The 26,111-nt window shown below is 67.2% G+C and carries 25 protein-coding genes; 18 read left to right on the top strand and 7 right to left on the bottom strand.

Annotation, left to right across the window (positions count from 1 at the left end; all coding sequences use genetic code 11):
* Positions 1–54 precede the first annotated feature (54 nt).
* The 8 genes from EPL00_RS18185 to EPL00_RS18150 all read left to right on the top strand — a co-directional run bounded on the left by EPL00_RS18185 (position 55) and on the right by EPL00_RS18150 (position 11,837).
* Positions 55–1,620 carry a succinic semialdehyde dehydrogenase gene (locus EPL00_RS18185; protein WP_202932691.1) on the top strand — a complete coding sequence of 522 codons (1,566 nt, stop codon included), beginning with the start codon at positions 55–57 and terminating at the stop codon, positions 1,618–1,620.
* Positions 1,621–2,880, top strand: a complete 1,260-nt coding sequence (locus tag EPL00_RS18180) for an SDR family oxidoreductase (protein WP_135854132.1) — start codon at positions 1,621–1,623, stop codon at positions 2,878–2,880.
* A 99-nt stretch (positions 2,881–2,979) separates the two neighbouring features.
* Positions 2,980–3,675 carry a hypothetical protein gene (locus EPL00_RS18175; RefSeq protein WP_135854133.1) on the top strand — a complete coding sequence of 232 codons (696 nt, stop codon included), beginning with the start codon at positions 2,980–2,982 and terminating at the stop codon, positions 3,673–3,675.
* Between the two features lie 70 nt (positions 3,676–3,745).
* Positions 3,746–5,551 carry a spermidine synthase gene (locus EPL00_RS18170; protein WP_135854134.1) on the top strand — a complete coding sequence of 602 codons (1,806 nt, stop codon included), beginning with the start codon at positions 3,746–3,748 and terminating at the stop codon, positions 5,549–5,551.
* 18 nt (positions 5,552–5,569) lie between these two features.
* Positions 5,570–6,205: a hypothetical protein gene (locus EPL00_RS18165; RefSeq protein ID WP_202932690.1), complete on the top strand. Its 636-nt coding sequence runs from the start codon at positions 5,570–5,572 to the stop codon at positions 6,203–6,205.
* The gene (locus EPL00_RS18160) at positions 6,202–7,155 is read left to right on the top strand and encodes a hypothetical protein (RefSeq protein WP_135854135.1); all 954 of its coding nucleotides are present in this window, start codon (positions 6,202–6,204) and stop codon (positions 7,153–7,155) included. The genes EPL00_RS18165 and EPL00_RS18160 overlap by 4 nt, the downstream gene beginning before the upstream one ends.
* 169 nt (positions 7,156–7,324) lie before the next feature.
* Positions 7,325–9,652, top strand: coding sequence for a pentapeptide repeat-containing protein (locus EPL00_RS18155; RefSeq protein ID WP_135854136.1), 2,328 nt, complete (start codon positions 7,325–7,327; stop codon positions 9,650–9,652).
* A 142-nt stretch (positions 9,653–9,794) separates the two neighbouring features.
* Complete coding sequence (locus EPL00_RS18150; protein WP_135854137.1) at positions 9,795–11,837, top strand: halocin C8-like domain-containing protein; 2,043 nt, start codon at positions 9,795–9,797, stop codon at positions 11,835–11,837.
* Positions 11,838–11,916: 79 nt separating this feature from the next.
* Here the strand turns inward: EPL00_RS18150 and EPL00_RS18145 are convergent, their stop codons facing one another.
* Positions 11,917–12,132 (bottom strand): hypothetical protein, encoded by a 216-nt coding sequence (locus tag EPL00_RS18145; RefSeq protein WP_135854138.1) that lies wholly within the window; start codon positions 12,130–12,132, stop codon positions 11,917–11,919.
* A gap of 56 nt (positions 12,133–12,188) precedes the next feature.
* Positions 12,189–12,350, bottom strand: coding sequence for a hypothetical protein (locus tag EPL00_RS23650; RefSeq protein ID WP_202932689.1), 162 nt, complete (start codon positions 12,348–12,350; stop codon positions 12,189–12,191).
* A gap of 135 nt (positions 12,351–12,485) precedes the next feature.
* Here EPL00_RS23650 and EPL00_RS18140 point away from each other — a divergent pair, with 135 nt between their 5' ends.
* Complete coding sequence (locus EPL00_RS18140) at positions 12,486–12,764, top strand: DUF7553 family protein (protein ID WP_135854139.1); 279 nt, start codon at positions 12,486–12,488, stop codon at positions 12,762–12,764.
* Positions 12,765–13,086: 322 nt separating this feature from the next.
* On the opposite strand, the gene EPL00_RS18135 is transcribed toward EPL00_RS18140, so the two are convergent.
* Both EPL00_RS18135 and EPL00_RS18130 read right to left on the bottom strand, forming a co-directional pair.
* Positions 13,087–14,985 carry an L-aspartate oxidase gene (locus tag EPL00_RS18135; RefSeq protein WP_135854140.1) on the bottom strand — a complete coding sequence of 633 codons (1,899 nt, stop codon included), beginning with the start codon at positions 14,983–14,985 and terminating at the stop codon, positions 13,087–13,089.
* A 131-nt stretch (positions 14,986–15,116) separates the two neighbouring features.
* The gene (locus tag EPL00_RS18130; protein WP_135854141.1) at positions 15,117–16,505 is read right to left on the bottom strand and encodes a tryptophanase; all 1,389 of its coding nucleotides are present in this window, start codon (positions 16,503–16,505) and stop codon (positions 15,117–15,119) included.
* A 258-nt stretch (positions 16,506–16,763) separates the two neighbouring features.
* Here EPL00_RS18130 and EPL00_RS18125 point away from each other — a divergent pair, with 258 nt between their 5' ends.
* The 9 genes from EPL00_RS18125 (at position 16,764) to EPL00_RS18085 (ending at position 24,430) form a co-directional block, all read left to right on the top strand.
* The gene (locus EPL00_RS18125) at positions 16,764–17,258 is read left to right on the top strand and encodes a DUF7344 domain-containing protein (protein WP_135854142.1); all 495 of its coding nucleotides are present in this window, start codon (positions 16,764–16,766) and stop codon (positions 17,256–17,258) included.
* Positions 17,259–17,468: 210 nt separating this feature from the next.
* Positions 17,469–17,771, top strand: a complete 303-nt coding sequence (locus tag EPL00_RS18120) for a HalOD1 output domain-containing protein (protein ID WP_135854143.1) — start codon at positions 17,469–17,471, stop codon at positions 17,769–17,771.
* A 441-nt stretch (positions 17,772–18,212) separates the two neighbouring features.
* Complete coding sequence (locus EPL00_RS18115; protein ID WP_135854144.1) at positions 18,213–18,872, top strand: RNA ligase partner protein; 660 nt, start codon at positions 18,213–18,215, stop codon at positions 18,870–18,872.
* A gap of 141 nt (positions 18,873–19,013) precedes the next feature.
* Positions 19,014–20,093, top strand: a complete 1,080-nt coding sequence (locus EPL00_RS18110) for a hemolysin family protein (protein WP_135854145.1) — start codon at positions 19,014–19,016, stop codon at positions 20,091–20,093.
* Between the two features lie 48 nt (positions 20,094–20,141).
* On the top strand, positions 20,142–20,573 hold the full coding sequence (locus EPL00_RS18105) for a universal stress protein (protein WP_135854146.1): 432 nt from the start codon (positions 20,142–20,144) through the stop codon (positions 20,571–20,573).
* Positions 20,574–20,645: 72 nt separating this feature from the next.
* Positions 20,646–21,986 (top strand): M20 family metallo-hydrolase, encoded by a 1,341-nt coding sequence (locus EPL00_RS18100; RefSeq protein WP_135854147.1) that lies wholly within the window; start codon positions 20,646–20,648, stop codon positions 21,984–21,986.
* A 301-nt stretch (positions 21,987–22,287) separates the two neighbouring features.
* A complete protein-coding gene (locus EPL00_RS18095; RefSeq protein WP_162224258.1) occupies positions 22,288–22,842 on the top strand; it encodes a DUF7282 domain-containing protein in 555 nt (184 codons plus the stop codon).
* Between the two features lie 95 nt (positions 22,843–22,937).
* Positions 22,938–23,612 carry an O-methyltransferase gene (locus EPL00_RS18090; protein WP_135854149.1) on the top strand — a complete coding sequence of 225 codons (675 nt, stop codon included), beginning with the start codon at positions 22,938–22,940 and terminating at the stop codon, positions 23,610–23,612.
* A 71-nt stretch (positions 23,613–23,683) separates the two neighbouring features.
* The gene (locus EPL00_RS18085; protein ID WP_135854150.1) at positions 23,684–24,430 is read left to right on the top strand and encodes a DUF7504 family protein; all 747 of its coding nucleotides are present in this window, start codon (positions 23,684–23,686) and stop codon (positions 24,428–24,430) included.
* 32 nt (positions 24,431–24,462) lie between these two features.
* On the opposite strand, the gene EPL00_RS18080 is transcribed toward EPL00_RS18085, so the two are convergent.
* The 3 genes from EPL00_RS18080 to EPL00_RS18070 form a co-directional block, all read right to left on the bottom strand.
* Entirely contained in the window at positions 24,463–25,245 is a 783-nt protein-coding gene (locus tag EPL00_RS18080; protein WP_135854151.1) for an SDR family NAD(P)-dependent oxidoreductase, read from the bottom strand.
* A gap of 61 nt (positions 25,246–25,306) precedes the next feature.
* Positions 25,307–25,705 (bottom strand): DUF308 domain-containing protein, encoded by a 399-nt coding sequence (locus EPL00_RS18075; protein WP_135854152.1) that lies wholly within the window; start codon positions 25,703–25,705, stop codon positions 25,307–25,309.
* Between the two features lie 114 nt (positions 25,706–25,819).
* The gene (locus tag EPL00_RS18070; protein ID WP_135854153.1) at positions 25,820–26,092 is read right to left on the bottom strand and encodes a hypothetical protein; all 273 of its coding nucleotides are present in this window, start codon (positions 26,090–26,092) and stop codon (positions 25,820–25,822) included.
* Between the last annotated feature and the right edge of the window lie 19 nt (positions 26,093–26,111).

The raw sequence follows: 26,111 nt of genomic DNA, 5'->3' as shown, positions 1-26,111 counted from the left end.
GCGCCGCGTTCGCTGGTCGGCAGAGTAATGGAACTGTCGGCGGAACGTCCCGTCATGGACACCTCCCCGCCGACCGGCGTCGGTTCGGACCGCCTCGCCCGCCTCGCGGCCACGGTCCCGACCGAGGCCGACCGACCGGCGATAGCGGTCGAAGCACCCTACTCGGGCGACACCATCGGAACGATTCCCGCGGGCACGGACGCGGACGTTCGCGCGGCCGTCGAGCGCGCCAGCGAGGCCCAACTCGCGTGGGCGGAAACGTCGGTCGAACGTCGCGCCGAGACGATGCTCCGGTTCCACGACCTCGTGTTGGACCGACGGGGCGACCTCCTCGACGTGGCGCAACTCGAAAGCGGGAAGGCCCGCGTGGACGCCTTCGAGGAGATACTGGACGTGGCGACGACGGCGCGCCACTACGCCTACCGCGCGGCGGACTACCTCGAACCGGAGCGCCGGAAGGGCGCGTTCCCGCTCGTGACGAAGACGACCGTCCACCGCGAACCGGTCGGGGTCGTCGGGATAGTCTCGCCGTGGAACTACCCGCTGACGCTGGCGATTTCGGACGCGATTCCGGCCCTGCTGGCCGGGAACGCGGTCGTACTCAAGCCCGCGAGCGAGACGCCGTTCTCCGCGCTTCTCCTCCGGGACCTCCTCCGAGAGGCCGGAGTCCCCGACGACGCGTTCCAAGTCGTGACCGGCACGGGGAGCGAGGCGGGCGGCGCGGTCGTCGAGGAGGTCGACTACGTCTGTTTCACCGGGAGTACCGAGACCGGTCGGACCGTGGCCGAGCGGGCGGGCGCGAACCTGACCGACTGCTCGCTGGAACTCGGCGGGAAGAACCCGATGGTCGTGCTGTCCGACGCGGACGTGGAGAAGGCCGTCGAGGGCGCGATTCAGGGCTCGTTCACCAACGCGGGCCAACTCTGCATCTCCTTCGAACGCCTCTACGTCCACCGGGATATCTACGACGAGTTCCTTGACCGATTCGTCCGGCGGACCCGCGGGCTGGACCTCCGAGGAGCTTACGACTACGGGCCGGACGTGGGGTCGCTGGTCGGCCCGGACCAACTCGGAACCGTCGAGGAACACGTCGCGGACGCCGTGGCGAAGGGCGCGGACGTGCTGACCGGCGGCCGCGCCCGGCCCGACATCGGGCCGTACTTCTACGAGCCGACGGTTCTGGCGGGCGTGACCGACGAGATGAAAGCTGGCTGTGAGGAGACCTTCGGTCCCGTCGTCGCGGTCAGTTCCTTCGACACCGAGACCGAGGCGGTCGAGTTGGCCAACGACTCGGAGTACGGCCTGAACGCGAGCGTCTGGACGGAGGACGGCGAACGCGGCCGCGCCCTCGCCCGCGAAATCGACTGCGGGACGGTCAACGTCAACGACGCCTACGCCGCGGCGTGGGCCTCCGTGGACGCGCCGATGGGCGGGATGAACGACTCCGGATTGGGTCGGCGACACGGCGACGAGGGGTTCCTGAAGTACACCGAAGCCAAGACCGTCGCCCACCAGCGCGGGCCGACGTTGGGCGCTCCTCGGGGCGTCCCCGACGGGTGGTACGCCAAGGCGATGGCGTTGTCGCTCCGCGCGATAAAACGCGTTCCGGGGGTTCGCTGAATGGCCAGCGACGCGTCCGCTGACGCGACGAGGAGCGACGATTCCACGGCGGCCGACGACGCCGAGTCCGTCTTCGTCACGGGCTTTCCGGGCTTTCTGGGGTCGGAACTGGTCGCGCGCCTGCTGGACAGGTACGACGACGATGTGGCGATTCGGTGTCTCGTGCAGTCGAAGTACCGGGACCTCGCCGAGGAGCGCGCCGCCGAACTGGACGACTCGCCCGGCCGAATCGAACTCTACGAGGGCGACATTACCGAGGCAGACCTCGGACTGAGCGACGAGAGCGGGGACGCCGCGAGCGACGACGACTACGCCGACCTCGCCGCCGACGCGACCGAAATCTACCACCTCGCGGCGGTGTACGACCTCGGAGTCTCGCGCGAAGTCGGAATGGCGGTCAACGTCGAGGGGACCCGCAACCTCCTCGATTTCGCCGAGCGAGCGCCCGACCTCCGGCGGTTCCACTACGTCTCGACCTGCTACGTCAGCGGGCGACACGACGGCGTGTTCACCCACCGCGATTTGGACGTGGGCCAGTCGTTCAACAACCACTACGAGGAGACCAAGTTCCTCGCCGAACGCGCGGTCCAGCGTCGGATGGACGAGGGGCTACCGGCCACCGTCTACCGTCCGGCCATCGCGGTCGGCGACAGCGAGACCGGCAGGACCCAGAAGTACGACGGGCCGTACAACGTCTTGGGTCTGCTCGACCGCCAGCGGGCGCTCGGCGAGCGGGTCGCCGACATCGGCGGGAGCCTCGCGGGTCTCGGCGAGCGCGTCGGTGGAATCGCGGATTTCGACTCGCTTCCGGCGGTCGTCCCGGTGTTCGGCGACCCCCGCGATTACGAGGTCAACGTCGTGCCCCGCGACTTCGTGGTCGAGGCCATCGACCGACTGAGCCGACTCGACGCGTCGGCGGGCGAGGTCTACCAGCTCTGTGACCCGAATCCGCCCACCGTCGCGGGGATGGTCCGGGCGTTCGGCGACGCGCTCGGTATCGGGATTCGGACGATTCGACTCCCCGGCGGAGCGAGTTCGGCCCGGCGCGCGCTCGAATCGGTGCCCGGTCTCGCGTCACTTCTCGGGGTCCAACCCGCGGTGCTGGACTACTTCGTCCACCCGACGAGCTACACCGCCGAGAACGCGGTCCGCGACCTGCGCGACACGGGGGTCTCGTGTCCGCCCTTCGAGAGCTACGCGGACCTCCTCGTCCGGTTCTATCGGGAGCATCCGGACGTGTCCGCGGACGCGATGGTCTGAGACGCCAGTCTGTCGGCTTCTTCGGTCGCCAAACGCTCCCGTCACCTGTCGAACTGTCTTCCAACAAGAATTTATAGGTCTCATACGAAGACTGCCCCCATGCGACGCCGCGAATTTATCGCCGGTACCGGCCTCGTGGCCGCCTCCGCCCTCGCAGGGTGTACCGGCAGTACGTCCCCGCCGCCCCGCAAGTCGAACGTGTTCGAGTCCATCGAGGCCCACGACGGCAAGATTCAGGTCGCGCTGGAAGACTCGACGTGGGTCGTGTCCCGCTACGACGGCGGGAACCAGAACGACCTCGCCGACCCCGGCTCCGTCGGCGCGCTCGCCCCCGTCGGAAGCGCCCGCGCGAAAGGCAAGGGCGGAGCCGGTGGGCGCGGCGCGACCGGCCGCGCCAACGGCGGGTACAGAAGTGCGCCCAAGACCGGCCACGGCCGCGCGTGGTGGCACGGCGGCGCGTACGCCGACGACTGGTACGACGACCACGACGACGAGGTCACGAGGTACGGCGTCGGCGTCGCCGCGCTCGGCGTGGCCTACCTCGGGAGCGACTTCGAGATGGAAGACGACGCGCCCGGCGCGGGACCGGTCCCGTGGGACTGTCAGGTCTCGGACCCCAACGGCACCGAAACCTGTTCCATCGAACGCGACGGCTGGTACCGCGTCGGTGCCGAACTCGAAGGGAAGAACGGTCACGACTTCGAGTGGGAATGTGTGGACATGAAGGTAGACGACCAACTCACCGGGGACGGCTACGAAGTCGAAAAGCAGTGGAAGGTTTCCCCGCGGATTTAAGTTCACAGAGTACGCCGCTTCTGCCGACGCGACCGGCGGCCCTCGTCCGTCGGTCGGCCCTCCTCAATCCATGCCGAAGGTCGCCGCGCGCACGAAGACGCTGACCCTGCTCGCCATCACGTACGTCGTGTCGTTCTGTAGCTTCGCCTACGAGTTCGTCTACTCGGAGCTACTGACCGTGATGTACGGCGGGACCGTCACCCAGTACGTCATCACCGTGGGGCTGTACTTCTTCAGCCTCGGTATCGGGTCGGCGCTCTCCGACGACTTGCAGGCCGACGCGCCCTCGAACTTCTTCCGGACCGAGGTCTACCTCGCGGCGGTCGCGCCCGCCGGATTCATGCTCGTCGTCGGCCTGAACAGCGTCGCGCTTCCGACGGCCGTCCCCTCGGAACTGATATGGGTCGTCGCCCGACTGCCCGCGGTCGCGGTCGGGTTCCTCTCGGGGTTCGAACTCCCCCTCTTGACCCGGATGGTCGAAGCGGTCGAAGCCTCCGAGGAGACCGACCGGGCCGCCGACTCGGCGGGACTCCTCCCGACCGCCGTGACTTCGGGAGCCAGTCGGCTCTACGGTCTCGTCCTCGGCGTCTTCGGCCTGTTCTGGACCGTCGAGCGCACCGAGGGCGAGCGGAGCGGTCTCTCGGTCGTGCTGGCGATGGACTACGTTGGCGGCCTGTTCGGCGCGGTCGTCTACGCGAAGGTGCTGTACCCCCAACTCGGTCTCGTACCGACCATCTTCGTGCTGGCCCTGCTGAACGGCGTGGCCGCGCTCGCGTTCGCCGCTCGGTTCAGCGAGCGTCCGTGGGGCCTGTTCTCCGGCGACAGCGAGCGCCGAGCGTTCGCGAGCCGCGAGTCGGCGACCCTCCTCGTGGTCTGTCTCCTACTGACCGCGGGGTACGCCGGAGCGGTCGCCAACCACCGCCAAGTGGACCGCGAGGTCACGGAACTCTACCTCGAACAGCAGGTCGAATCCGAGTACGCGCAGGGAGCGATGGACGCCGAGGTGACGAGCCAGTGGACCACCGAGTACCAGCACGTCTGGCGCTACCAGCGGACGTGGACCGGCGCGGGGGCGAACCCGTACTTCGCCAACGAGACCGAGGAGTGCCTGCGGATGGGTTCGGCGGTCCAACTGTGTGAGAGTTGGGCTGACTCCTACCATCAGGGACTCGTGGACGTGCCGATGTCGCTGTACGACCACGACTCCGAGACGAAGGTGTTGGTCGTCGGCGGCGGCGACTGGATAGCCATCGACCACCTCCGGGAGTACAACGTCACCGTGGACCACGTGGACTTGGACGGCGAGTTCATGCGTCACGCGAAGAACGAGTCGTTCTTCTCGCGCTGGCACGACGACGCCTACGAGTACGACCGCCTGAACACCACGGTCGGCGACGGCTACGCCTACCTCAAGGACACCGACGAGAAGTACGATTTGGTCCTGCTGGACATCCCCGGCGCGACCGACGACGACCTGCTGACGCTCTACTCGAAGGAGTTCTACGGGTCGCTCCGTCGCCACCTCACCGACGACGGCGCGGTCGTGGCGTGGGCCTACTCCCAGTACGGCTACCCCCAACACCACAAGGCGTACCTCAACACGGTCCGGGCCGCCGGGTTCGACCGCTACGCGCCCTACTGGGCGTGGGAGGACGTGGACCGCGACGGCGACCGCGAGCGCGTCGAACAGTTCTACGTCCTCGCGCCCGGCCAGCGGTCGGCGTTCCCGGCCCCCGACTCGTCACGCGCGACCGACTACCTGCGACGCCACGGCGACCGGTATCGAGACCTCGACTGGCGCGCGATACCGCGCTACCGCGGCGTCGAAGTCAACTCGCTGTTCGACCCGAACTACGACCTCCTCGTAGACACTTGACCACTCCCCGACCAACTCATGCCACAGAACGACTTCTCGACTCACGGCGACCGCCCGAAACTCCACTTCGCGTACGCGACCAGCGAACCGAATCTGGACGCCTTCGACGTGAAGCGCGTCGTGCCCAGCGACCTCTGTGGCGAACCCGCCGCGCTGACGGTCATCGGCGAGTCCCACTACGTCGGCGTCCCCGCGCTGGAGTTCCACGAGGTCTGTTCGTGCAAGCCCGTCTCGGGCGACTCGACCGCGGTGACGCCCCTCGAATCGGGCGTCGAACGCGAGTTCGCCTTCGAGACCGACCGCCTGCGCGTCGAGACCGAGGCCGAAGTCCGACCCATCGAGGAGTTCCCCGGCCCGGACGGGACCGACGCCGCCTACCGGTTCGGCCCGGACGCGTGGACCACCATCAAGTTGAACTCCTCGCCGGAGTCGGCCGGGACCGACGAGTCGGCTCCGACCCCGGCCCCGGACTCCTCGGCGACTTACGAGACGTACCACACCTATCCCGAACACGACCTCGCGGTCTACACGTTCACTCGATTGTATCCTGCGCGACGAGCGCACGAAGCGCCAGCCAGCAGAAAACGGACTGCCGACGGCGCTTCCCGCTCCGACGACGATTCCAATCCCGACCACGACACTTCCCACTCATGACGAACCAGCCAGATTCCTACGACGGCGACGTAACGCTCACCGGCCACGAAGACGCCCCGGTCGCGCTCCGGGACCCCGAGGACGTGTTCCTCCGGACCGACAGCGTGGACGGCGACCTCGAAGTCAGGAACGCCGAGTACGTCTTCAGCCACCAACCGACCGGCGACGCGAGTCCCGGCGACCCCGAGACGGTGGTCAGCGGCGACCTCGGCGACGGCTACGCCGAACCCGGCGGCGTGACCGGCGACGCGGTGGTCGCGGACGCCGAGGACGTGTTCGTCGCGGCCGGGACCGCGAGCGGCGACCTCGCGGTCGTCGCGCCCGAGAACGTCTACTCCGACGACGTGGACGCGCCCCGCGACCCCGACGACTACGACGTGTCGCTCACCGGGTGGAAGCAGTCCGGCACGGCCAGCGACCCCGATACTGGCGTTCGCGTCTCGGGCGCACACCACGACGTGACGGTCGAGAAGGCCCGGACCGACCTCGACGTGTACGTCGTCGGCCACGACCACGACGTGGAGATTACCGGCCGAGGAGCCTCGGTGTCCGTTCACCTCCTCGGGTACGACAACACCGTCACGCTCGGGCCGTACCTCTCGGGCGAAGTCGTCGCCGACACCGGATTCGACAACGAGGTCGTGGAGGAACCCTACCCGGTCGAGGAGTTGATAGAGACCTCGAAGGACGAGGCGTTCGACCGGGCCGGGTTCGGCCGCCGGAAAGTCACCTATCAGGTGCCCGCCGAGGGCGACGACTGGTGTCCCAACTGCGGGGAACCCGCCGACGCCATCGTGGCGCGCCACCAGATGGAGGCGTTCTTCGTCTTCGGCTACCCCCTCAAGACCTACGACCAGTCCACGAACCCCGCCAAGGAGTGCGAACACTGCTCGCGGAGCGCCTTCGACGCCAGCCTCTCCGAACGCGAGCGCAAGGACGTGCTGAAGTGACCTGCGTTCGGTAGCTCCTCGACTTGGAACAGCGCCGACGTGACCAAATCTATATATCGGTGGGGTGAGCAACGGACCGTTATGACTCTCGTCTCCGCGTCGCCCGCGAATCGACCTCGGTCGGCGGGCCGACCGCCACTCGCCGACCGGCCCTCCTCGCCGGAACACCATGGCACGAACTGAAGAACGCACGGCCGCCGACTCGACTGCGACCTGTCGGTACACCTTCGACCCCGCGAGACGGACCGAGGCCCACCTCCAGACGACGTGGGAGTGTCCTCACGACGCCTACGGCGACAGCGACTACTGCTGTTTCCACATGTCTCGGGACGAACGCGCGAGCAACGACGTGTCTCCCGACGAGATAGTCGAGCGCATCAAGACCAACCTCGAATCGGGCGACGTGCGCGACAACGAGTACGTCGGTGCCGACCTCCCGCACCTCTCGCTGACCTATCAGGACATCAACGGCGGGACCAACCACGTCCTCAACTTCCAGTACGCCGACATCGAGGGGTTGGACATCACCCACGGTCGCCTCGAACAGGGGTTGAACCTCCGCGGAGCGACCGTCGGCGCGCTCAAGTTCGAGGGCGCGACGTTGGGCGGTCTCTTGGACGCCGACGGCCTGTCGGTCGAGGGCGTCTTCGCGGCCTACGAGACGACGTTCCGCGAGGACGTGAGCCTCGAAGGCGCGAGTTTCCACGGCGAGGTCGATTGCGACGAGGCGACGTTCGCCGACGACACGAGTTTCGCGGGCGCGACGTTCCACGGCGTCGCCCACTTCCGGAACGCCGAGACGACCGGCACCAGCCACGTCTTGGACGACCACGTCTCGTTCGCTGACGTGGAGTTCCGCGACGACGCGAGTTTCCGGCAGGCGACCTTCCAGTACGTCACCTTCGAGAACGCCGGGTTCCGCGCCGAATCGGACTTCGAACACACGGCCTTCGAGGGCGACACCCGATTCGGCGGCGTCGTCTTCGACCGGATGGCCGACTTCGACGAGGCGCGGTTCTACGACGACGTGTGCTTCGAGGAGGCCCGGTTCAAGGCGTTGGCGGAGTTCCGCGGCGTCGAGTTCGAGGGCGGGAGTCGGACGACCAACGACGACGTGACCTTCGAGGCCGCCATCTTCGAGGGCGAGGCCGACTTCAAACTCGCGCGCTTCCGGTTCGCCGACTTCAAGGACGCGTCGTTCCGGGGGAAGTTCAACCTCGACCGCGCGCAGTTCGACGCCCGCGCGGACTGTCACCGCATCGAGGTGGGCGGGGCCGCGACGCTCGAACGCGTCGAGTTCCGCGACGGCGTAACCTTCGACGGGAGTCGGTTCGACGGCGACGTGGTCGGCGTCGAAGCCGAGTTCCACGGTGACGCCGACTTCGTGGACGTGACCTTCCGCTCGCGGGTCCGGTTCACCGAGGCCCGCTTCTTGGAGGACGCGACGTTCCGCGAGTCGGAGTTTCAGGACGCCGCCATCTTCCGGGGCACCCTCTTCGAGGGCGAGGCCAAGCACTTAGAGGAGAACGCCTGTTTCGACGAGACGACCTTCGAGGCGCTGGCGGACTTCCAGTCGTCGAGTTTCACCAACGGCTCCTTCGAGAGCGTGACGTTCCACGACGAGTCGGACTTTCGCGAGTCGGAGTTCCACAACGGCGTCGAGTTCCGGGTCCTGTCGGGCGGGAGCGCCGATACCTACGTCGATCTGACCAAAGCCACCGTCGAAGGCGGACACGTCGTCATCGCGGGCGATACCGCCGTCATCTACGACCTGACGAAGGCGACCATCGGCGATGTCAGTTTGGAGAGTGAGGGGAGCGAACACGAACTGCTGGACCACTTCCGGTTCTGCCTGACGAACTTCGACCACTTCGACTTCAGCGACCACCACGCCTATCTGGAGCGCAACGACTGGAACGTTCACGGGTTCCTCGGCGACGAGTCGTCGGGTCGTTACGACGTTGAGATGACCAGCGAAGTGGTCGAAGAGACCTACCGGAAAGCCCAAGACAGCGCCGACGCGGTGGGCGACACGCCCGCGATGCGGGAGTTCGAGTTCAAGCGGTACTTCTACAACCGCCGGAAGAACCTCGACATCGTGTTGCGCGAGTACTCGCTGAACACGTGGGGTCGCGCCAAGAAGGCCTCCAGCGTCGGACTTAACTTCTTCATGCAGTTGACCTGCGGGTACGGCAACCGCCTGCCCCGCATCGCGGTGTGGACCTTCCTCCTCCCGGCGGTGTTCGGCGTCCTCTACGTGCTGGGCGGCCCGCTCCAGACGCAGGCCGGTGTCGTCTGGGAGGCCGAGCAACCGGCGACGACGCTCTTCGAGGGACTGTACTACAGCTACATCAGCTTCTCGACCATCGGCTACGGCGACATCGGACCGGTCGGCTGGCTGGCGAAGATTCTCGCCGCGGGACAAGGGATGTTGAACGGCCTGTTCTTCACCCTGCTGACGTTCACGCTGTTCAAACGGGTTCTGGGCGGGAGCTGAGGCCGTAACCGACTTCTGACGCTCGATTTCCGCGTCTCCGTTCGCGACGCTCCAACGACGAGTGTGAGCGGCGGGTCTCCTCGCCAATAATATTTCTATATTCCAAAGTTTTAAATTATAGTAGTAGGGTTAATTATTCGCAGTGAAAGATACGAATTCAAATACCGTTTCTCGACGTAACGTTCTCCGTTCGCTCGGAGTCGCTGGAGCCGCGACCGCCACCGCAACCGGGGTCGGCCCCAGCGACCTGCAAGTCTTCGGCGATGCTCGCGCACAGAAGAGCGCCGCCGACCGGACGCTGGTCGTCGAGGCCAGCGGCGAAGTCACCTACGAGTTCAGCGTCACCGGTCTCCTCTCGGCCGTAGACGCCCCCGCGAGGGGCGTCAAACTGGGCACCGCGAAGGCGTCGCTCGAAGGCGGACGACACGAGTTCTCCTTCACCGGCGAGTTCACCGAGTTCGAAGTTGACGGCGACGCGAACGTCACCGTCGACGGCCGTCCGTTCGACTACGAGTCGTTCCCCCACGAGACGCTCGAAATCGTCGCCGACGGGTCGGTCTCCTACGACGTGTCCGCGAGCGGCGCGCTCGAAGTGAGCGAGGGCACCGCGACCCGACGCGACGACCGACGCGTCGAGGGAACGCTCTCGGGCGGTTCACACGTTCTCTCGTACGCTGGCGAACTGACCTATCTCGACCTCGACGGCGACGCGACGCTCGTCCACAACGGGACGGAAGTCGCGTCCGACACGCCGCTCCCGCTGACCGACCTCGGCGAGGCGACCGTCGAGGCCCGCGGCGAGTCCTACGAACTCACCTTCGGCCACGACGCCGCCGTGTCGGGTGACGGAACCGCGACCGCCTCGGGCCGCGCCGTCGTCGAATCGCAGGCCAAGGGCGGCACGTCGACGGTACGGTACATCGGCGGGTTCGTCTCGCTGGACGTTCCCGGCGTGGGGAGCGTCAGGTCGCCGCCGGGGTCCCAGCGACTCGAACTCGAAGCCACGGGTGACACCGCCGCGGAGTTCACTGTTCGCACCACGGGCCAGTTTGCGAACGGCGAGCGCGCTCGGGAGGTTACCGTCGAGGGCGGCGAGATAGACCTCGTCTCCGTTACGGGCCGACCGACCGAAATCGTCGTCTCGTCCTCGAAAGGCAACCGGAGCGTCACGGTCTCGCTCGACTACGGTGCCGACGAGGAGCGCGTCGATAGCTCGGTCGCGCTCCAACTCGCCGCCGAGATGGAGCGACGCGAGAAGGTCCAGACGCTACTCGGGGCCGCCTCGGAGTACGGCCGCGTTCGCCACGACGCTGGCGGCATCACCGCCGTCTCCCCGCCCGAGGGGAGCGAGTACATCGACCGCGAGACGGTCGTGTTCGACCTGACGGACCTCCAGCGCGGCGACGGTGCGCAGGTTCTGGCGACCGCGAGTGCGGACGCCACGAACGGCTACGCTAGCTACGAGTGGAAGACCTCTGACGGCTTCACCAAGCAACAGGAGTTCGACTCCTTCGACGGCCAGAGCGTCGGCACTCAGTCGGCCGACAACACCGTGTTCGAGTCGAACGCGTTCATCGAGTCGTACGGCGTCGAGGAGAACGGGGTCAGCGTCGCCAGCACGGGCGCGACGCTCGCGACGACTTCGGTCACGTTCAACGTCGATGCGTTCCGGACCGCCCACCAACAGGCGGGCGACCAAGTGCGGACGCAGGGTCTCTGGAACGACTTCTGGGGCGCGGTTCAGGACGCCATCAACTGGTGTACGAACGCCTTCTCCAGCGTCGATACCAAGGACTTAGAGGAGATCGGCGGCGACCTCGCCATCACGTCTCACACCGTCAAGTTCGACCTCGCCGAGGAGCTTTCCGACGAGGGCGACCTCCCCCGCGGGTTCAAGGGCGCGACGTTCCTGTGGACTTCCGCCATCACCTTCGCTCAGACTGACGCCGCGAAGCAACTGCTCGATCACGGCTACATCGACTCGTGTTCGGGCTGTGCGGCCGCCGTCCAACTGGGCTGGGATATCGGCTGTAGCTACGCGAGTCCGTACATCTGCGGCGCGGCGGGCATCGCCAGCGGCGGCGTCGGACTGGTCGCGTGCGCCACGTTCGTGAGTCTCCTCTGTAACCTCCCGAACACCGAGGAGAACGCCGATTGGGTCTGCAACGAAGCCGGAGCCTGCTGAATCGGGACCCCGCGTTCCGTCTCCGGGTCGCGTTTCGGTGTGGCGTTTCGACTCCTTCTTTGCTCGCCGACCAGCAGGTTCACTCGCCGACCAGCAGGTTCACCAGCGGGTCGAAGTCGAGGAAGAGACCGATACCGACGAGGAGACCGAGCGTCATCGCCACGGTGTACACGATAGGCGGGAACCGTTGGGGTCCCGACGTAGCCAGCGGGTCACCCATCACGCCGACGAGATACGCGAGGCCGACGAGGCCGCCGCCGAAGTACAGGAGCGCCGCTTTGAGTCGCTGTTCCATACCGCTTTATTTCGCGGTCGAAAACTTAAATGTAGCTGCCGTTCGGGGCGCGATGCTCAGGGGTCGACTTCCTGCCACTGCACCTCGTCTGCGTCGTCGTCTTTCAGCAGCTCCGGCGTTCCGAGCGGGAGCGACCCGAACAGGGCGTAGTGGACCGCGAAGCCGAGTCCGACGAGTCCGACCAGTGCGTACAGTCCGCGCTTGAGTTTGGAGGCCATGCCCCGGCGTAGGAACCGCCGGTAAATGAGAACACCGATTGCGACCGAATCGGAGACGCAGTTCGCGGGCGGGCGGTGATAGCCGAGCGGGCGAGGAGCCAAACGCATTTCCCGCCTTCGGTCGTAGCCTCGCGCATGGCAGACGACAGAAGCGACCTCCGGACCGCCGCAGAGACGCTAAGCGACGTGCGGGACAGTATCTCGGACGACGAGACGGCCGACCGACTCGGCTCGTTCGCCGACCAACTCCGGTCGATGGCCGACGCCGACCGAGGGCCGGACCACGGCCGACTCGACCGCGTGATGCACGGGCTTCGAGAGATTTCGTCGGCGCTAGAGGGCGAGGAGTCCGTGCATGTCGAGTCGGCCCGCGAAGAGGTCCGGTCGTACCGCGAGACGGTCGAGGGAGTGTAAACTCGAACTGGGGGGGAATTTTAGTCATCGAATCGACACAACCGGAACGGTACAGCGACGACAGCGAAGCGGATTATCGCCGACTCCGACGAGTCTACCGCAAAGCACCGCACCGCGACTGCGGGCCACACCCTCCCCAACCGATTGCGCGTCTCGGTCGCTTCGCTCCTTGCGATGCTCATCCCTCACGCGAACGGGCGTGGCCACGAGCGGCCACGCCCGCACGCGCCGGACGGAAAATCGGTCGGGCGCGAGCGTCCGGGAGTCGGTCGCATCGGAGCGTCCGGGAGTCGGTCGCATCGGAGCGTCCGACGCGCCGCGCTTATTCGAGGTGGTGGTAGTCCAGTTCGTACCCCGCGTCGAGGGCTTTCTGCACCTCGGGCGAGGGCGCGGCCACCTCGCGGGTGAAGTGGTCCATCCCCGTGTCGCCCCGGCGGAACAAGATGTTCCGTCGCCACGCAGGCGACTTCTCGGGGTAGTCGGTCCGGAAGTGCGCGCCGCGGGACTCCTCGCGGACGAGCGCGCCCCGGAGGAGACCTTCGGCCAGCGTCAGCATGAACGCGAGGTCGAGCGCGAGTTCGAAGTCCTCGCCGGTCCGGTCGCCGACCACGCGCACCTCCGCGGTCCGGTCACGCAGGAGTCGGAGGTCCGCGAGGCCCTCGCGGAGCGAGTCGCCGTCACGGATGATGCCCGCGTGGTCGTCCATCAGCTTCCGCAGGTCGGCTATTAGTTCCGCCGGTCGCGTGTCGCCGTCGGCGGCTTCGAGGTCCGCGAGCGCGCCCATCGCGCGCTCGGCGTACGCGACCATCCCGCTCGGGAAGTCGGCGTCTGCCGGGTCCGCGTCGCCGAGGTCCGGGGCTTCGGGGTCGCGCTCCGCGACGTGGCGGCCGACCACCGGAGCCATCGCCACCGTCTCGGCCAACGAGTTCCCGCCGAGGCGGTTCGCCCCGTGGACGCCCGCCGCCGACTCGCCGACGGCGTATAGACCCTCCACGCGCGTCTCGCCGGTCGTCCAGTCGATGTCCACCCCGCCCATCGTGTAGTGGGCGGTCGGCGCGATTTCGACGGCCTCCTCGGTGATGTCCACGCCGAGCGACGCGAATCGCTCGACCATCTTCGGCAGGCGCTCGCGCACGTAGTCGGCGTCGCGGTGGCTGATGTCGAGATACACGCCGCCGTTCTCGGTGCCCCGGCCCTCCCGGACCTCCCGAGCGATGGCGCGGGCCACCACGTCGCGGGCGTCGAGTTCCATCTGGTCGGGCGAGTATCGCTCCATGAACCGCTCGCCATCGGCGTTGTAGAGGCGACCGCCCTCGCCCCGGACCGCCTCGGTCACGAGGCGACCGGACCACTCCTCGCCGTAGCGGTTCCCGACCATGCCGGTCGGGTGGAACTGGACGAATTCGAGGTCCATCAGGTCCGCGCCAGCCTCGTACGCCAGCGCCGGGCCGTCGGCGGTGTTCTCGTCGTCACGCGACGAGTGGCGGCCGTAGAGCGCCGAGAACCCGCCCGCGGCCACGACCACGCTGTCGGCCGCGAACAGCACGAAGCGGCCGTCGGTCAGGTCCACCGCGACCGCGCCGTAGACGCGCTGGCCGTCGCTCAACAGGTCCGTGACCATGACGTTCTCGCGGTACGGAACGTCGAGCGACCGGGCTTTCGCCACGAGCGCGTCGAGGATGGCCTCGCCGGTCCGGTCGCCGACGAACGCGGTCCGGCGGAACGACTGGGCACCGAAGTACCGCTGATTGATGCGGCCCTCGTCGGTCTTGTCGAAGTTCGTCCCCCACTCGTCCAGTTCTCGGAGTCGGTCGGGCATCGCCTTCGTCACCGTCTCGACGGCCACGGGGTCGTTGAGGAAGTGGCCCTCCTTCAGCGTATCCGCGGCGTGAATCGTCCAGTCGTCGTCCGGGTCGAGGCTCCCGAGCGAGCCGTTGATGCCCCCGGCGGCCCACGTCGTGTGCGCGTCGCCGTGGTCGCGCTTGCCGACGACGAGCGACTCGACGCCGCGCTCCGCGAGTTCTATCGCCGTGCGGGCACCGGCCGCGCCCGCACCGATTACCAGCACCGGGACCGATACCGTCTCGTAGTCGAGCGGTCCGTCGCCAGACCGTCGGTCGCCGCGTCGCCGGTCGTCGTCTCGCCGGTCGGTCCCGCGGCCTCGCTCCTCGGTCGGGGCGATGCCGCCGTACGTCTCACCGGCAGGTCTGTGGTATGTCATTCGATATCCCCACCCGTCGCTCCGTGCGACGGTTACGTTCGGAGGTTAGTATCGAGACGAGATAAGGAGTTCGTGGTAGTCGATAACAATGTGGGGATTGCCCCGAACCCACCTCGCTCGGAGGAGTCCGCTCAGTCGGCGGTCGCGGTCTCGGTCGCCTCGGACTCCTCGACCGGCCGCAACTCCGCGCTGAAGTGGCGTAACTCGGCCATCTCCGGTTCGTCGGTGATTTCGAGGCCGGAAATCTCGCCCGCGTCGCGGCGCTCGGCGACGCGCTCGAACGTCTCGGCGACGTGTTCGAGGTGGTCCGCGCCGTAGGTCCGGCGGGGAAGCGAGAGGCGAACCAGTTCCGGGCGGTCGGTGTCGGGGAACGCGAAACTCCCCAACTCGACGCCCCGGACCGCGCCCTCGCGGTAGAGTTCACAGACCAGCGCCTGTCCGGGGAATCGCTCGGCGGGAATCTCGGGCAGGAACTCCGCGGCGTTCACGTAGACGGCGTGGCCGCCGGTCGGGCGCTGGACCGGCACGTCGCGCTCCGCGAGGAGGTCGCCGAGTCGCCGGACCTGCCCCACGCGGTCGGCGACGTAGGACTCCTCGACGGCCTCCCGGAGGCCGACCGCCATCGCCTCCAAGTCCCGACCCGCCATCCCGCCGTAGGTGGTGAAGCCCTCGTAGAGGATGGCCCGCTCGCGGGCTTTCGCGTGCAGGTCGTCGAGTTCGGGGTCGTCCCGCAGGGCGACGAAGCCGCCGACGTTGACCAGTCCGTCCTTCTTGCCGCTCATGACGAGCGCGTCGGCGTACGAGAGCTGTTCGCGCGCGACCTCGGCGACCGATTGGTCGGCGAATTCCGCCTCGCGCTCGCGGACGAAGTAGGCGTTTTCCGCGAATCGGCAGGCGTCGATGACGAACGTCGCGTCGAGTTCGTCGGCCAGTTTGCGGGTCTCGCGGACGTTCTCGACGCTGACCGGTTGCCCGGCCAGCGAGTTGTTCGTGAGCGTGAGCAGGATTGCGGGAATCTTCTCCTTTCCCACGTCGTCGGCCAGTTCCCGGACGCGCTCAACGTCGATGTCGCCAGCGAAGTCGCGGTCGCTCGACAGGGCCTCGGCGTGAGGACAATCGACCGGTTCGGCCCCGTTGTTCGAGATGTGAGCGCGCGTGGTGTCGAAGTGGGTGTTGTTCGGCACGTAGTCGCCCTCGGAGACGAGCGCGCCGTAGAGGACGTTCTCTGCGCCGCGACCCTGATGGGCGGGCAGGATTCGCTCGAAGCCCATCACGTCGGCGACGGACTCCTGCAAGCGGTCGAAGCTCTCGGACCCGGCGTAGGCCTCGTCGCCCGACATCATCGCGGCCCACTGGGACTCGCTCATCGTCCCGGTGCCGCTGTCGGTCAGGAGGTCCACGAACACCGCCTCGGAGTCGAGATTGAAGACGTTGTACCCGGCCGCTTCGAGTTGCGCTTCGCGCTCGTCGCGCTCGGGGAGGCGAATCGGAGAGACGACCTTCGACTTGTAGGCTCGCATGGTCGGTGGGTCGGTCTCGCGCAACGTATTGCTTCCGGGACAGTTATGGCTTCAGATGGCCGCTTGCGGTCGATATCCGCCGAATCTGCACATCCGACTCCGGACTCATGCCCGGACGGACGACCCCCGAACCACCGGTGGCGTTTCCGGCCTCGATTCAGTAAACGCAAACGTTTCGCCTCGCTCGATTTCAATTTATTACGCGCGGCGCGTCTGCCCGTCAGACCTAAACACGGCACACCTCTGGTAACAGCTAACATGTGCGACGACGCGTCTAGCGGAAGCGACGACGACTCCCCACCGTTCTCCTCGTCGCTCTCCGACAGCGACGAGTGGTGTATCGACCGATTGTTCGAGACGATAGCCGACAGGCGATCCCGATACGTGCTGTCGTTCTTCGATTCGGCGTCGGTGGACGCGGTCGAACTGGACCGACTCGTGGATTACGTGACCGAGCGCGAAGCCGAGGAGTCCCCGGACGGCGAAGCGTCCCCGGACAGCGAAGCGCCGAGCGACGGCGAAGCGTCAACGGGGGACTCCTCGGCGGTCGAAAACGAGCGACACCGCCAGCGGGTCGCCATCGCGCTCCACCACAAGCACCTGCCGAAACTCGCCGAGGAGGCGTTCGTTGACTACGACTCGCGCACGAAGACGGTTCGCTACTGGGGCGGCGACCGGGTGTCGGCCTGTCTGGAACTGTACGAGGCGGCCGAAGACGGATGGCACCGAGACGAGAGCCATCGGGACGGGTGAACGGTCGAGATGCGCGAGCGAGTGGTTCGATAGGGAGCGGTCCGATGCGGAACGTTCGGAGGACGATTCGATGCGAGCGGCGCAGTGCTAATTCGAAACGGAAAGTCGGTAAGTATATGCAGGTCCGTCCCGTACGAACCGTTCCGTAGACGTACTCTATCGGTCCGCGATTTCGAGCAGTTACCTGTCGGTAGCCCATCCAGTGATACAATGTTCGACAGTGACGAGACGAACGACGGTCCCGCCAACTGCGGTCCGGAGACTCACAGAGTCAACTACGACCCGGCGAGCGACGCAAAGCCGAGTCACGCCCTCGTCGTCGGCGTCGCCGACCGGGCGGGAGTCGATCCGCTGGAGCTGAATCCGCTCCACGACGCGGTAGACCCCGAGTTGATAGACGAATTAGTCGGCGAAGACGGCCTACCGGAGGTGAACGGTCACGTCTCGTTCGCCTACGCCGGGTTCGACGTGACTGTCTATCCGAGCGGACTGTTCGAGTTATCGCCGGTCTGAAACGGGTCGCTCCTCGGTTCGAGACCGCCAGAAATCGACGGGCGAGACCGGAGCTAGAACCCGGACGGGAGACGTTTTCCGCGACCCGTACGACCGTGCTGACTTCTGTCAGTTTTGCGAACGCCGCTCACGTGGCGTCCGTTACTTGGTCTTCGTACCGTCCTGCCATGGCAGGACGGTTTCGGGTCGCTGCGGTTCTCCTTCGGGGCTTTGACCTCGTGACCGTGTTATCGGCCATTTAGTGTTCACCCCTAAGCCGTCTCGTCGTCGCCACTACGGACGGTTCGAGACTGCTCGTCCGGTGTGTCCCTCCGTCTCGCCGCAACCGTAGGTACGACGGGCGAGATAGTAAGCTTTTTTCGGGGTTTCGTGATATGTGTTACCACACCAAATTCCGCCGCGCCGATGCGTTCATGTCCGTGGCCGCGGAACTACCGATAGATGGCCGAATTTCCGCTCGAACAGCGGTTCGTCCTCGACACGTCGGTGTTCTTCGCCGACGAGATTCGCCGGGACGACGAGGAGCGCGAGGAGGCGGTACTGCGGTTGCTCGACCTGATAGCCGAGGCGAAACTCTCGCTCAACATCTCGTGTTACATCCCGCCGTCGGTTTACGACGAACTGACCGGGATGCTCCGGGACAGGGGCGTCTCCGACGAAGTGTTCTCGAAGCTCAACACGTGGGTCATCAAGAAACACCCCGCGCGCTTCGAGGTGATGATTCCGGCCGAAATCGTCTTCGAGTTCATCGACGAGATGAGCGACCGAGTGAACCGCGGGTTGCGCGTCTCCGAGGAGGCCGTCCGGGAAGCCCAAGCCCTCGACGGCGAACCCCTCGACGGCCAAGAGTACATGACCGACGTGGACCAGTTGGTTTCGGACCTCCGGGAGAAGTACCGCAAGGCGCTCCGGCAGGGCGTGTTAGACTCCCACGAGGACTTCGACCTGCTGGTGCTGGCGCGCGAACTCGACGCGGGCGTCGTCACCGAGGACGTGGGCATCGTCAGTTGGGCCGAGGACTTCGGCCTGCGCTACCTGCGCGGTCGGGACTTCCCGTCGCTGTTGGCGGAGTATCTGGACGCGAACGACCGAGCGGCGTGACCGGACGCGACGACCGGAGGTGGCGACGCCGGATAGCTCCTCGACGGACGGTCGGCCGAAACTGTCGGGAAGGACGCCGAATCCGGCGCGCCGGTCGAAAGCCACCATTCATTTCACGCGGAGCGTCCTACCGTCGAAACGATGAACTCACTCGAAGTCGGGGCTCGACTCGTCGCGGGGACGATGCTGATACTGGCGAACGGCTTCTTCGTCGCCATCGAGTTCGCGCTGACGCGCGCCCGGCAGTTCACCGAAGACGAGTTCGTCGACGACACCCCGGCGTTGGAGCGGGCGTGGGAGATGACCCAGAACTTGGAAATATATCTCACCACCTGTCAGGTCGGCATCACCGCGTCGAGCATCGCGGTCGGCATCGTCGCCGAACCCGCGCTCGCGGCCATCTTCGAACCGCTGTTCGCGAACACCGCGTTCGCGTCGGTCGGCGCGGGTGCCATCATCGCGTTCCTCATCATCAACCTCGTCCACCTGACCCACGGCGAGCAGACGCCGACGTATCTCGGCGTCGAGCGCTCCCGGATGGTCTGTCGGTACGGCGCGTCCCCGCTGTACTGGTTCCACTACGTCATCTCGCCGCTCATCACGCTCGGCGACACGGTAGCCAAGTGGACGCTCAAACTGTTCGGTATCGAGATGACCGGCGCGTGGCTCGAAACCGAGGAGGACGCCATCGAGTCGCGGGCCGACCTCCGCAACCGACTCGGTTCGGTCCTCGAACGCGGGGACCTCTCCGACGAGCGCCGGGACGAGGTGATGAGCGCGCTGTACGTCGGCGAGCAGTCGGTCCGCGAGGTGATGGTGCCGCCGGACGAAATCGTCGCGCTGTCCACCGAGGCCGACGCCGACGAGAACTTTCGGCGGATGTCCGAGCGACCCCAGACGCGGTACCCGCTGGTCGGGGGCGACCTCACCGACTTCGTGGGTATCGTCTACACGCCCGTCCTCGTGCGCCACCGCGAGATGCTGACCGGTGACGACATCGACTTCACGGAACTGGCCGCGCCGCCGATGACCCTCTCGCCGGACGCCGACGTGAGCGACGCCATCGACCAGTTCCAGACCGAGAATCAGGAACTCGCGTTGGTCGTCGAGGACGGCGATGTCGTCGGCCTCGTGACCGTGACCGACCTGCTGGAGACGGTCATGGGCGACATCGAGGACCCGCTCGACAAGGAACGGCCCGCGGTGGACGGGAACGCGTAGCCCGCCACCGCCCGCACCTTTTTGCATACCGATGCAGTAACCCGACAGGTGTATCACGACGTTCTGATACCGACCGACGGGAGCGAGGGGAGTGAGGCCGCAGTCGAACAGGGGGTAGCTATCGCGAGCGACCGCGGAGCGACGGCTCACTTCCTGTACGTGGTCGATATAGGAGAGGAGATGTCCGCGTCGGCCGTCGGTGCCATCGCCGACGACCTCGCGGAGACACACCGACAGGAGGCCGACGATGCGCTCGGTGATGGGGAAGAACGGGCCGAAGCGGCGGGCGTCGCCCACGAACGAGAAATCCTCGAAGGCACGCCCCACGAAGCGATAACCCAGTACGCCGACGACCGGGACGTGGACCTCGTGGTCGTGGGCGCGAGCGGCGAGTCGGGACTGACCGACCGTCTCCTCGGGACGACCAGCGAGAAGGTGGTCGGCTCGGCCGACGCCTCCGTGCTGGTCGCGCGACCGTAACGCGGCGAGGAGTCCCGACGACTCCTTCGCTGGTTCCCGACCACTCATTACTCCGGCGTGCGACTCACCGCCATGGACGCAGACGACGACCTCCTCGCGGTAGACGCCCGGCGACTCAGAGACGACATCGAGCGGAACGCCGCGTTCGGCGACATCGAGGCCGACGAGGGCCGCGGCCGGACCGTCCTCACCGGCACCGAACCCAACCGCGAGGCCCGCGAGTACCTCGTGGAACGACTCGAAGACGCCGGACTCGACGTTCGAATCGACGCCGTGGGGAACGTCGCGGGTCGGTGGACGCCCGAGAGCGTCGGAGTCGCGCCGGAGACCGATTCCGACGCGGACGGCGACGCCGACCCGGCACCCGTGGCGGCCGGGAGCCACCTCGATTCCGTCCCGGAGGGCGGCATCTTCGACGGCCCGCTGGGCGTCTACGCGGCGCTCGAAGCCGTCCGCGCGATGCAGGACGCGGGCCTCGAACCCGACCGCCCGGTCGAAGTCGTCTCGTTCACCGAGGAGGAAGGCCAGCGGTTCGCGTCGGGCTTGCTGGGGTCGTCGGTCGCGGTGGGCGAGCGGTCGGTGGAGGACGCCCTCGCGCTCGAAGCCGACGGCGTGGGCGACCGCGAGGGCACCGTCACGCTCGAATCCGCGCTGGAGACTATCGGTTTTCGGGGCGAGGGACTCCTCGACGCCAGCGAGTGGGACGCGTGGCTCGAACTCCACGTCGAGCAGAGCGAGCGGTTGACCGACGCCGGAGTCCCGGTCGGCGTCGTCACCGCCATCACGGGTATCACTCACTGCGAGGCGACGGTCCGCGGCGAGGCCAACCACGCCGGAGCGACGCCGATGGGCGACCGGACCGACGCGCTGGCCGCCGCCAGCGAGTTCGTGCTGGACGTGGAGCGGGCCGCGAACGAGGTCGTCGCGGCCGACAGCGAGACCGCCGTGGGGACGGTCGGCAGTCTCGACGTGCGCCCGAACGCGACCAACGTCGTCCCCGGCGCGGTCGAGACGGGCGTCGATATTCGAGACGTGGACCGCGACGCGATGCAGGAACTCGTCGCGCGCGCCGAGCGGAGCCTCGCCAGACTCGAACGCGAGCGCGGCGTCGAGACCGAGTTCCGTCGCCCGTTCGACCTCGAACCGACGCCGATGAGCGACCGGGTTCGGGACGCCGCTCACGACGCGGGCGAGCGGGCCGGTATCGAGACGCTGGACATGCACTCGGGCGCGGCCCACGACACGATGCACGTCGCCAGCGTCACGGACGCGGGCCTGCTGTTCGCGCCCTCGCGCGACGGCATCTCCCACAACCCGAAGGAGTGGACCGACTGGGACGACTGCGCGACCGCGACCCGAGTGCTGGCAGGCGCGCTCGCCGACCTCGCCGGGGCCGACCTCGGAGCCGAGTGAGCCACCTCGGCTACCTACGTCGTTCCAAGAGCAATAATTACTAACTGCAAAAGCAGGTGGAGAATTCTTCGAGTCCGTTCCGCGAGCGGCCCGCTCGCGGAGCGAACTCGCCGCGGGTCGGGAGCCGGTTGCCGCGCGTCGTAAGTCGAACTTAACCCCTCGTTCGTTCGACCGTAACCGTCGTATCCGAGGGTTACGGGCGTGAACGGCCGGAAACAGTCGCTTTCGTTTATTCGTCGGCGGGTACAGGACTCACGGGAGAATGACACGAACAGCGACGTTCGGAGCGCTCGTTTTCACAGTGTTGTTGATTACCGCCGGGCTGTCGGGCGCGGTCGGTGCGACGCCCACCCGAGGAGGGGCCGAGGCAGGACTCGCGGACTCCTCGGCCGCGCCGCTCGCGCAGGAGACGACGACGCAGGGCGAGGAGGCCAACGAGACGGCCAACGCGACCGTGACGTTCACCGACCAGCGGACCAACGGGTCGGCCGTCGTCGTGGACGAGGCGAACCTCTCCGACGGGGGCTACCTCGCAATCTTCGCGCAGAACGGGACGCTCCTCGGGAACTCGTCGTACCTCGAACCGGGCACCTACGAGAACGTGACCGTCCCGCTCAACACGGAGATAAACGGGTCGCAGGTCGTCATCGCCGCGCCGCACGTGGACACCGACGGCGACCGGCAGTTCGGCTTCAACGCCACGAGCGCCGCGGAGGTCGGTGCCGAGAACGCGACCGACCGGCCGTACATCGGCCCGAACGGCCTACCCATCGGCGAAGTCGCGTTCGTCATCACGGGCGACGCACCGCGCCGCACCACGACAGCCGCCGCGAACCGGACCACCACGACCGCCTGACCGGACCGCGGCGACCGACCGCACGAACTCGGTCCGACGCCGCCGGTAGCGCCGTCCCACGAACACTTACCTTTTCGACGCGCGACGGTTCGACCATGACGCTCCTACCGGACCACACCGAGCGATTCGTCCGCGCGATGGTTCCCGACCGCGACGACACCCTCCGGGAGATGGAGGCCCACGGCGAGGAGATCGGCTTTCCGACGGTCGGCCCCGCGGTGGGGTCGTTCCTCCGACTCGCGGCCCGGATGGTCGAGGCCGAGCGCGTCTTCGAGTTCGGTTCGGGGTTCGGCTACTCGGCGTACTGGTTCGCCGAGGCGCTCCCCGCGGACGGCGAGATAGTCCTCACCGAACACGACGCCGACGAACTCGACGATGCGCGCGAGTACCTCTCTCGCGGCGGGTACGCCGACCGAGCAGTTTTCGAGGAGGGCGACGCCCTCGAAACGGTCGAGCGGTACGACGGTCCCTTCGACGTGGTGCTGGTGGACTGCCACAAGGACGGCTACCCCGACGCGCTCGACGCCGTGCGCGGGAAGGTCGCCGAGGGCGGCGTCGTCATCGCCGACAACGCGATGGAGAGCGGGATTCAGGACTTCGAGACCATCCTCGCACTCCTCGAAGGCGACGACCCCGACGAGGTGGACGACCAGACGCGAGGTATCGCGGACTACCTCCTGACGGTGCGCGACGACCCCGAGTTCGAGACCGTCGCGCTCCCGCTCGGCGAGGGAATCGCCGTGAGTTTCCGCGGGGAAGTATCGAATTAAATATATTTTAGGGAGCCAGATTAAGAAATTTTATACGCATTAGAGGAGAAAAAGGGGTAGAGAACGGACCGATGGCTACAGACAGTGGGAGCGCCGGGCGCTCGGACGACCGTCCGGACGACGAGTTCACCGACTTCCTCAGCCTGTTGAACGAGTTCAAATCTACGGGCTGTACCCTCCTCGTCGTCGGCGACGCCCGGCGCGAACTCTTTACCCGCGCCAGCGCCAGCCTGTTCGGCAATCCCGAGACGCTACGCTATCGCCTGCTGGCGGTGACCGACGCGAGTTCCCGGAGCGTCGAGCGGCGACTCCCGAGTCCCGGCGACTCGCCGTTCGCGCTGGCCCGGACGACGAAGATAGCCAACTACGAGGTCACGCCGCGGTCGGTCGCCGATGCGGTACCCCGAAGCGAGGAGTTCGACGACATTCCGGAGACGCGCGTCACCGACGCCGAACTCGGCGGTCTCCGGTCGGCGCTCGTCTCCGGCGTCGAGGAGTTCGCCCACCGGGCCAGCGGTCTGCGTCCCGCGGAGTTGCGCGTCGGCGTGGACTCGGTCGGAACCTTGCTCGACCACCACGGCGAGGCGGTCGTCCGGGAGTGCTGTCGGGCGGTCGGCCGCCGGGTCCGGGACAACGACGGGATGGCTCACTACGTCCTGCGGGACGCCTACGACAGCGACCGGGTGCGGGCGCTCGAACGAGAAGCGGACGCGGTCATCGAGATTCGCGCGGCGGACCCCGCGGCCGACGGGCGCGACGCCGAACAGCGGTGGCACGTCCCGGACCGCGGGACGACGACCAACTGGGTTCGGCTCTGACGGACCGACTGCCGGAGTTCGGTCGCTCGCTCTCAGCAGACGTGGCCGCCGCCGTCCACCCAGACGGTCTCGCCGGTCACGTACGACGCGTCGTCGCTCGCCAGAAAGAGGTACGCGCCCGCCAACTCGTCGGGGTCGGCCGCCCGGAGCGGCAGGTCGGGGGTCTCGCCCTCGGGACCCAACTCCGCGGCCTCCTCGGACCAGCCCTCCCGAATTTCGGTGGCGACCGGACCGGGCGCGACGGCGTTGACCCGCACGTCTTCGCCTGCGAGTTCGAGCGCCGCGCTCCGAGTCACCATCCGAATCGCGCCCTTCGTCGCGGCGTAGTGGGAGTGGTCCCACGCCGCCCGGCCCTGCGTGTCCGACGAGGTGTTGACCACGACGCCCGGCTCGCCCCGCGAAATCATGTCGTTGGCGGCGATTTGCGTTCCGAAGAAGGTTCCGCGGGCGTTGACCGCGTGGACTCGTTCGAATTCGTCGGGCGTGACCTCGCGGAATCGGGTCTTGGTGTAGACGCCCGCGTTGTTCACCATCACGTCCACGCCGCCCAACTCGCGGGCGGCCTCTATCACCGACCGAATCTGGTCGGGGTCGGACACGTCGGTCTCGACGTACTCCGCACGACCGCCCGAGTCTTCGATTTTCTCGTGGGTCGGGGTCTCCTCGTCGTCAGCTTTCGGCTCCTCGCGCACGTCCGCGTTCACGACCGTCGCGCCCGCCTCGCCGAACGCGAGCGCCACCGCGCGACCGATGCCCGCGCTCGCGCCCGTGACGATTACCGTCTCGTCGGCGAAGTCTGCGTTCAGATTGCCCATGCCGAACTGTCGGCCGCCGGGCGGTTGTAGGTTGCGGCGCGGGCCACCGCGTCGCCAGCGTTCACAGCATCTCCTCGGCGACCCACGCGATGACGCCGAGGACTATCAGACCGACGCCGAACGCCGATGTCGCGGGTTCCGGGAAGAAGAACAGCACGACCCCGACCAGAAGGAGCGTCCCAGCGATGCCCTCGCCGAGCCATCCATCGTCGTCGGTCGCGGTCTCGGCGTACTCGTCGCGCCGGTCGTCCTCGCCGACCTCGCTCTCGCTGGCGGCGTCGTTGGCGTCGCCGGTCGGCCAGATTCCCCACCCGGACGGCGACAGCGAGTTGCCGACGCCCGACGGGAAGAACGTGTCGTCGGTGGTCTCGTCGGTGTACTGGTCGCGGGTCGGTTCGTCCCCGTGGACCTCCTTGTACGTGTCGTCGTACTCGTCGTCGGTGTAGGGGTTGTCGCTCACGCGTGGAACGTGCGGACTGAGAGGGTTATGGCCTGTGGCCGATTCGTCGGTTCGAGGCCGACGAATCGGCCGATATAACGCCCGAGGAGACCGACATCGCACCCGAGGAGGGCGTCACCCCACTGCGTTTAGTACCGCGAGGCTGACCCCGATGGTCACCAGCAAGACCCCCGTGATGGTAGTCGCGGGTTCGGGGAAGACGACGAGCGCCAGTCCGCCGAGGACGAGCGCCGTGACGATACCAACGTCCCAGAATCCGTCGCCTCTTCGGTCGTCGGACTCCTCGGTGGCGGCGTCCCCAGCGTACTGGTCGCGCCTAGGCTCGTCCCTGTGGACCTCCTTGTACGTGTCGTCGTACTCGTCGTCGGTGTACGGGTCGTCCGCCATATGGGTTAAATTGGGTTCT

The sequence above is a fragment of the Halorussus salinus genome (assembly GCF_004765815.2).
GTDB classification, from domain to species: Archaea; Halobacteriota; Halobacteria; order Halobacteriales; family Haladaptataceae; genus Halorussus; species Halorussus salinus.
Note: the sequence above shows the minus strand (reverse complement) of the source record. Positions and strands in the feature narration are given on the sequence as shown.

Excerpts from the sequence above, each read along its gene's own strand:
- EPL00_RS18185 (WP_202932691.1), top strand. The coding sequence starts at position 55 with ATGGACACCTCCCCGCCGACCGGCGTCGGTTCGGACCGCCTCGCCCGC.
- EPL00_RS18180 (WP_135854132.1), top strand. The coding sequence starts at position 1,621 with ATGGCCAGCGACGCGTCCGCTGACGCGACGAGGAGCGACGATTCCACG.
- EPL00_RS18175 (WP_135854133.1), top strand. The coding sequence starts at position 2,980 with ATGCGACGCCGCGAATTTATCGCCGGTACCGGCCTCGTGGCCGCCTCC.
- EPL00_RS18170 (WP_135854134.1), top strand. The coding sequence starts at position 3,746 with ATGCCGAAGGTCGCCGCGCGCACGAAGACGCTGACCCTGCTCGCCATC.
- EPL00_RS18165 (WP_202932690.1), top strand. The coding sequence starts at position 5,570 with ATGCCACAGAACGACTTCTCGACTCACGGCGACCGCCCGAAACTCCAC.
- EPL00_RS18160 (WP_135854135.1), top strand. The coding sequence starts at position 6,202 with ATGACGAACCAGCCAGATTCCTACGACGGCGACGTAACGCTCACCGGC.
- EPL00_RS18155 (WP_135854136.1), top strand. The coding sequence starts at position 7,325 with ATGGCACGAACTGAAGAACGCACGGCCGCCGACTCGACTGCGACCTGT.
- EPL00_RS18145 (WP_135854138.1), bottom strand. The coding sequence starts at position 12,132 with ATGGAACAGCGACTCAAAGCGGCGCTCCTGTACTTCGGCGGCGGCCTC.
- EPL00_RS23650 (WP_202932689.1), bottom strand. The coding sequence starts at position 12,350 with ATGGCCTCCAAACTCAAGCGCGGACTGTACGCACTGGTCGGACTCGTC.
- EPL00_RS18140 (WP_135854139.1), top strand. The coding sequence starts at position 12,486 with ATGGCAGACGACAGAAGCGACCTCCGGACCGCCGCAGAGACGCTAAGC.
- EPL00_RS18135 (WP_135854140.1), bottom strand. The coding sequence starts at position 14,985 with ATGACATACCACAGACCTGCCGGTGAGACGTACGGCGGCATCGCCCCG.
- EPL00_RS18130 (WP_135854141.1), bottom strand. The coding sequence starts at position 16,505 with ATGCGAGCCTACAAGTCGAAGGTCGTCTCTCCGATTCGCCTCCCCGAG.
- EPL00_RS18125 (WP_135854142.1), top strand. The coding sequence starts at position 16,764 with ATGTGCGACGACGCGTCTAGCGGAAGCGACGACGACTCCCCACCGTTC.
- EPL00_RS18120 (WP_135854143.1), top strand. The coding sequence starts at position 17,469 with ATGTTCGACAGTGACGAGACGAACGACGGTCCCGCCAACTGCGGTCCG.
- EPL00_RS18115 (WP_135854144.1), top strand. The coding sequence starts at position 18,213 with ATGGCCGAATTTCCGCTCGAACAGCGGTTCGTCCTCGACACGTCGGTG.
- EPL00_RS18110 (WP_135854145.1), top strand. The coding sequence starts at position 19,014 with ATGAACTCACTCGAAGTCGGGGCTCGACTCGTCGCGGGGACGATGCTG.
- EPL00_RS18100 (WP_135854147.1), top strand. The coding sequence starts at position 20,646 with ATGGACGCAGACGACGACCTCCTCGCGGTAGACGCCCGGCGACTCAGA.
- EPL00_RS18090 (WP_135854149.1), top strand. The coding sequence starts at position 22,938 with ATGACGCTCCTACCGGACCACACCGAGCGATTCGTCCGCGCGATGGTT.
- EPL00_RS18085 (WP_135854150.1), top strand. The coding sequence starts at position 23,684 with ATGGCTACAGACAGTGGGAGCGCCGGGCGCTCGGACGACCGTCCGGAC.
- EPL00_RS18080 (WP_135854151.1), bottom strand. The coding sequence starts at position 25,245 with ATGGGCAATCTGAACGCAGACTTCGCCGACGAGACGGTAATCGTCACG.
- EPL00_RS18070 (WP_135854153.1), bottom strand. The coding sequence starts at position 26,092 with ATGGCGGACGACCCGTACACCGACGACGAGTACGACGACACGTACAAG.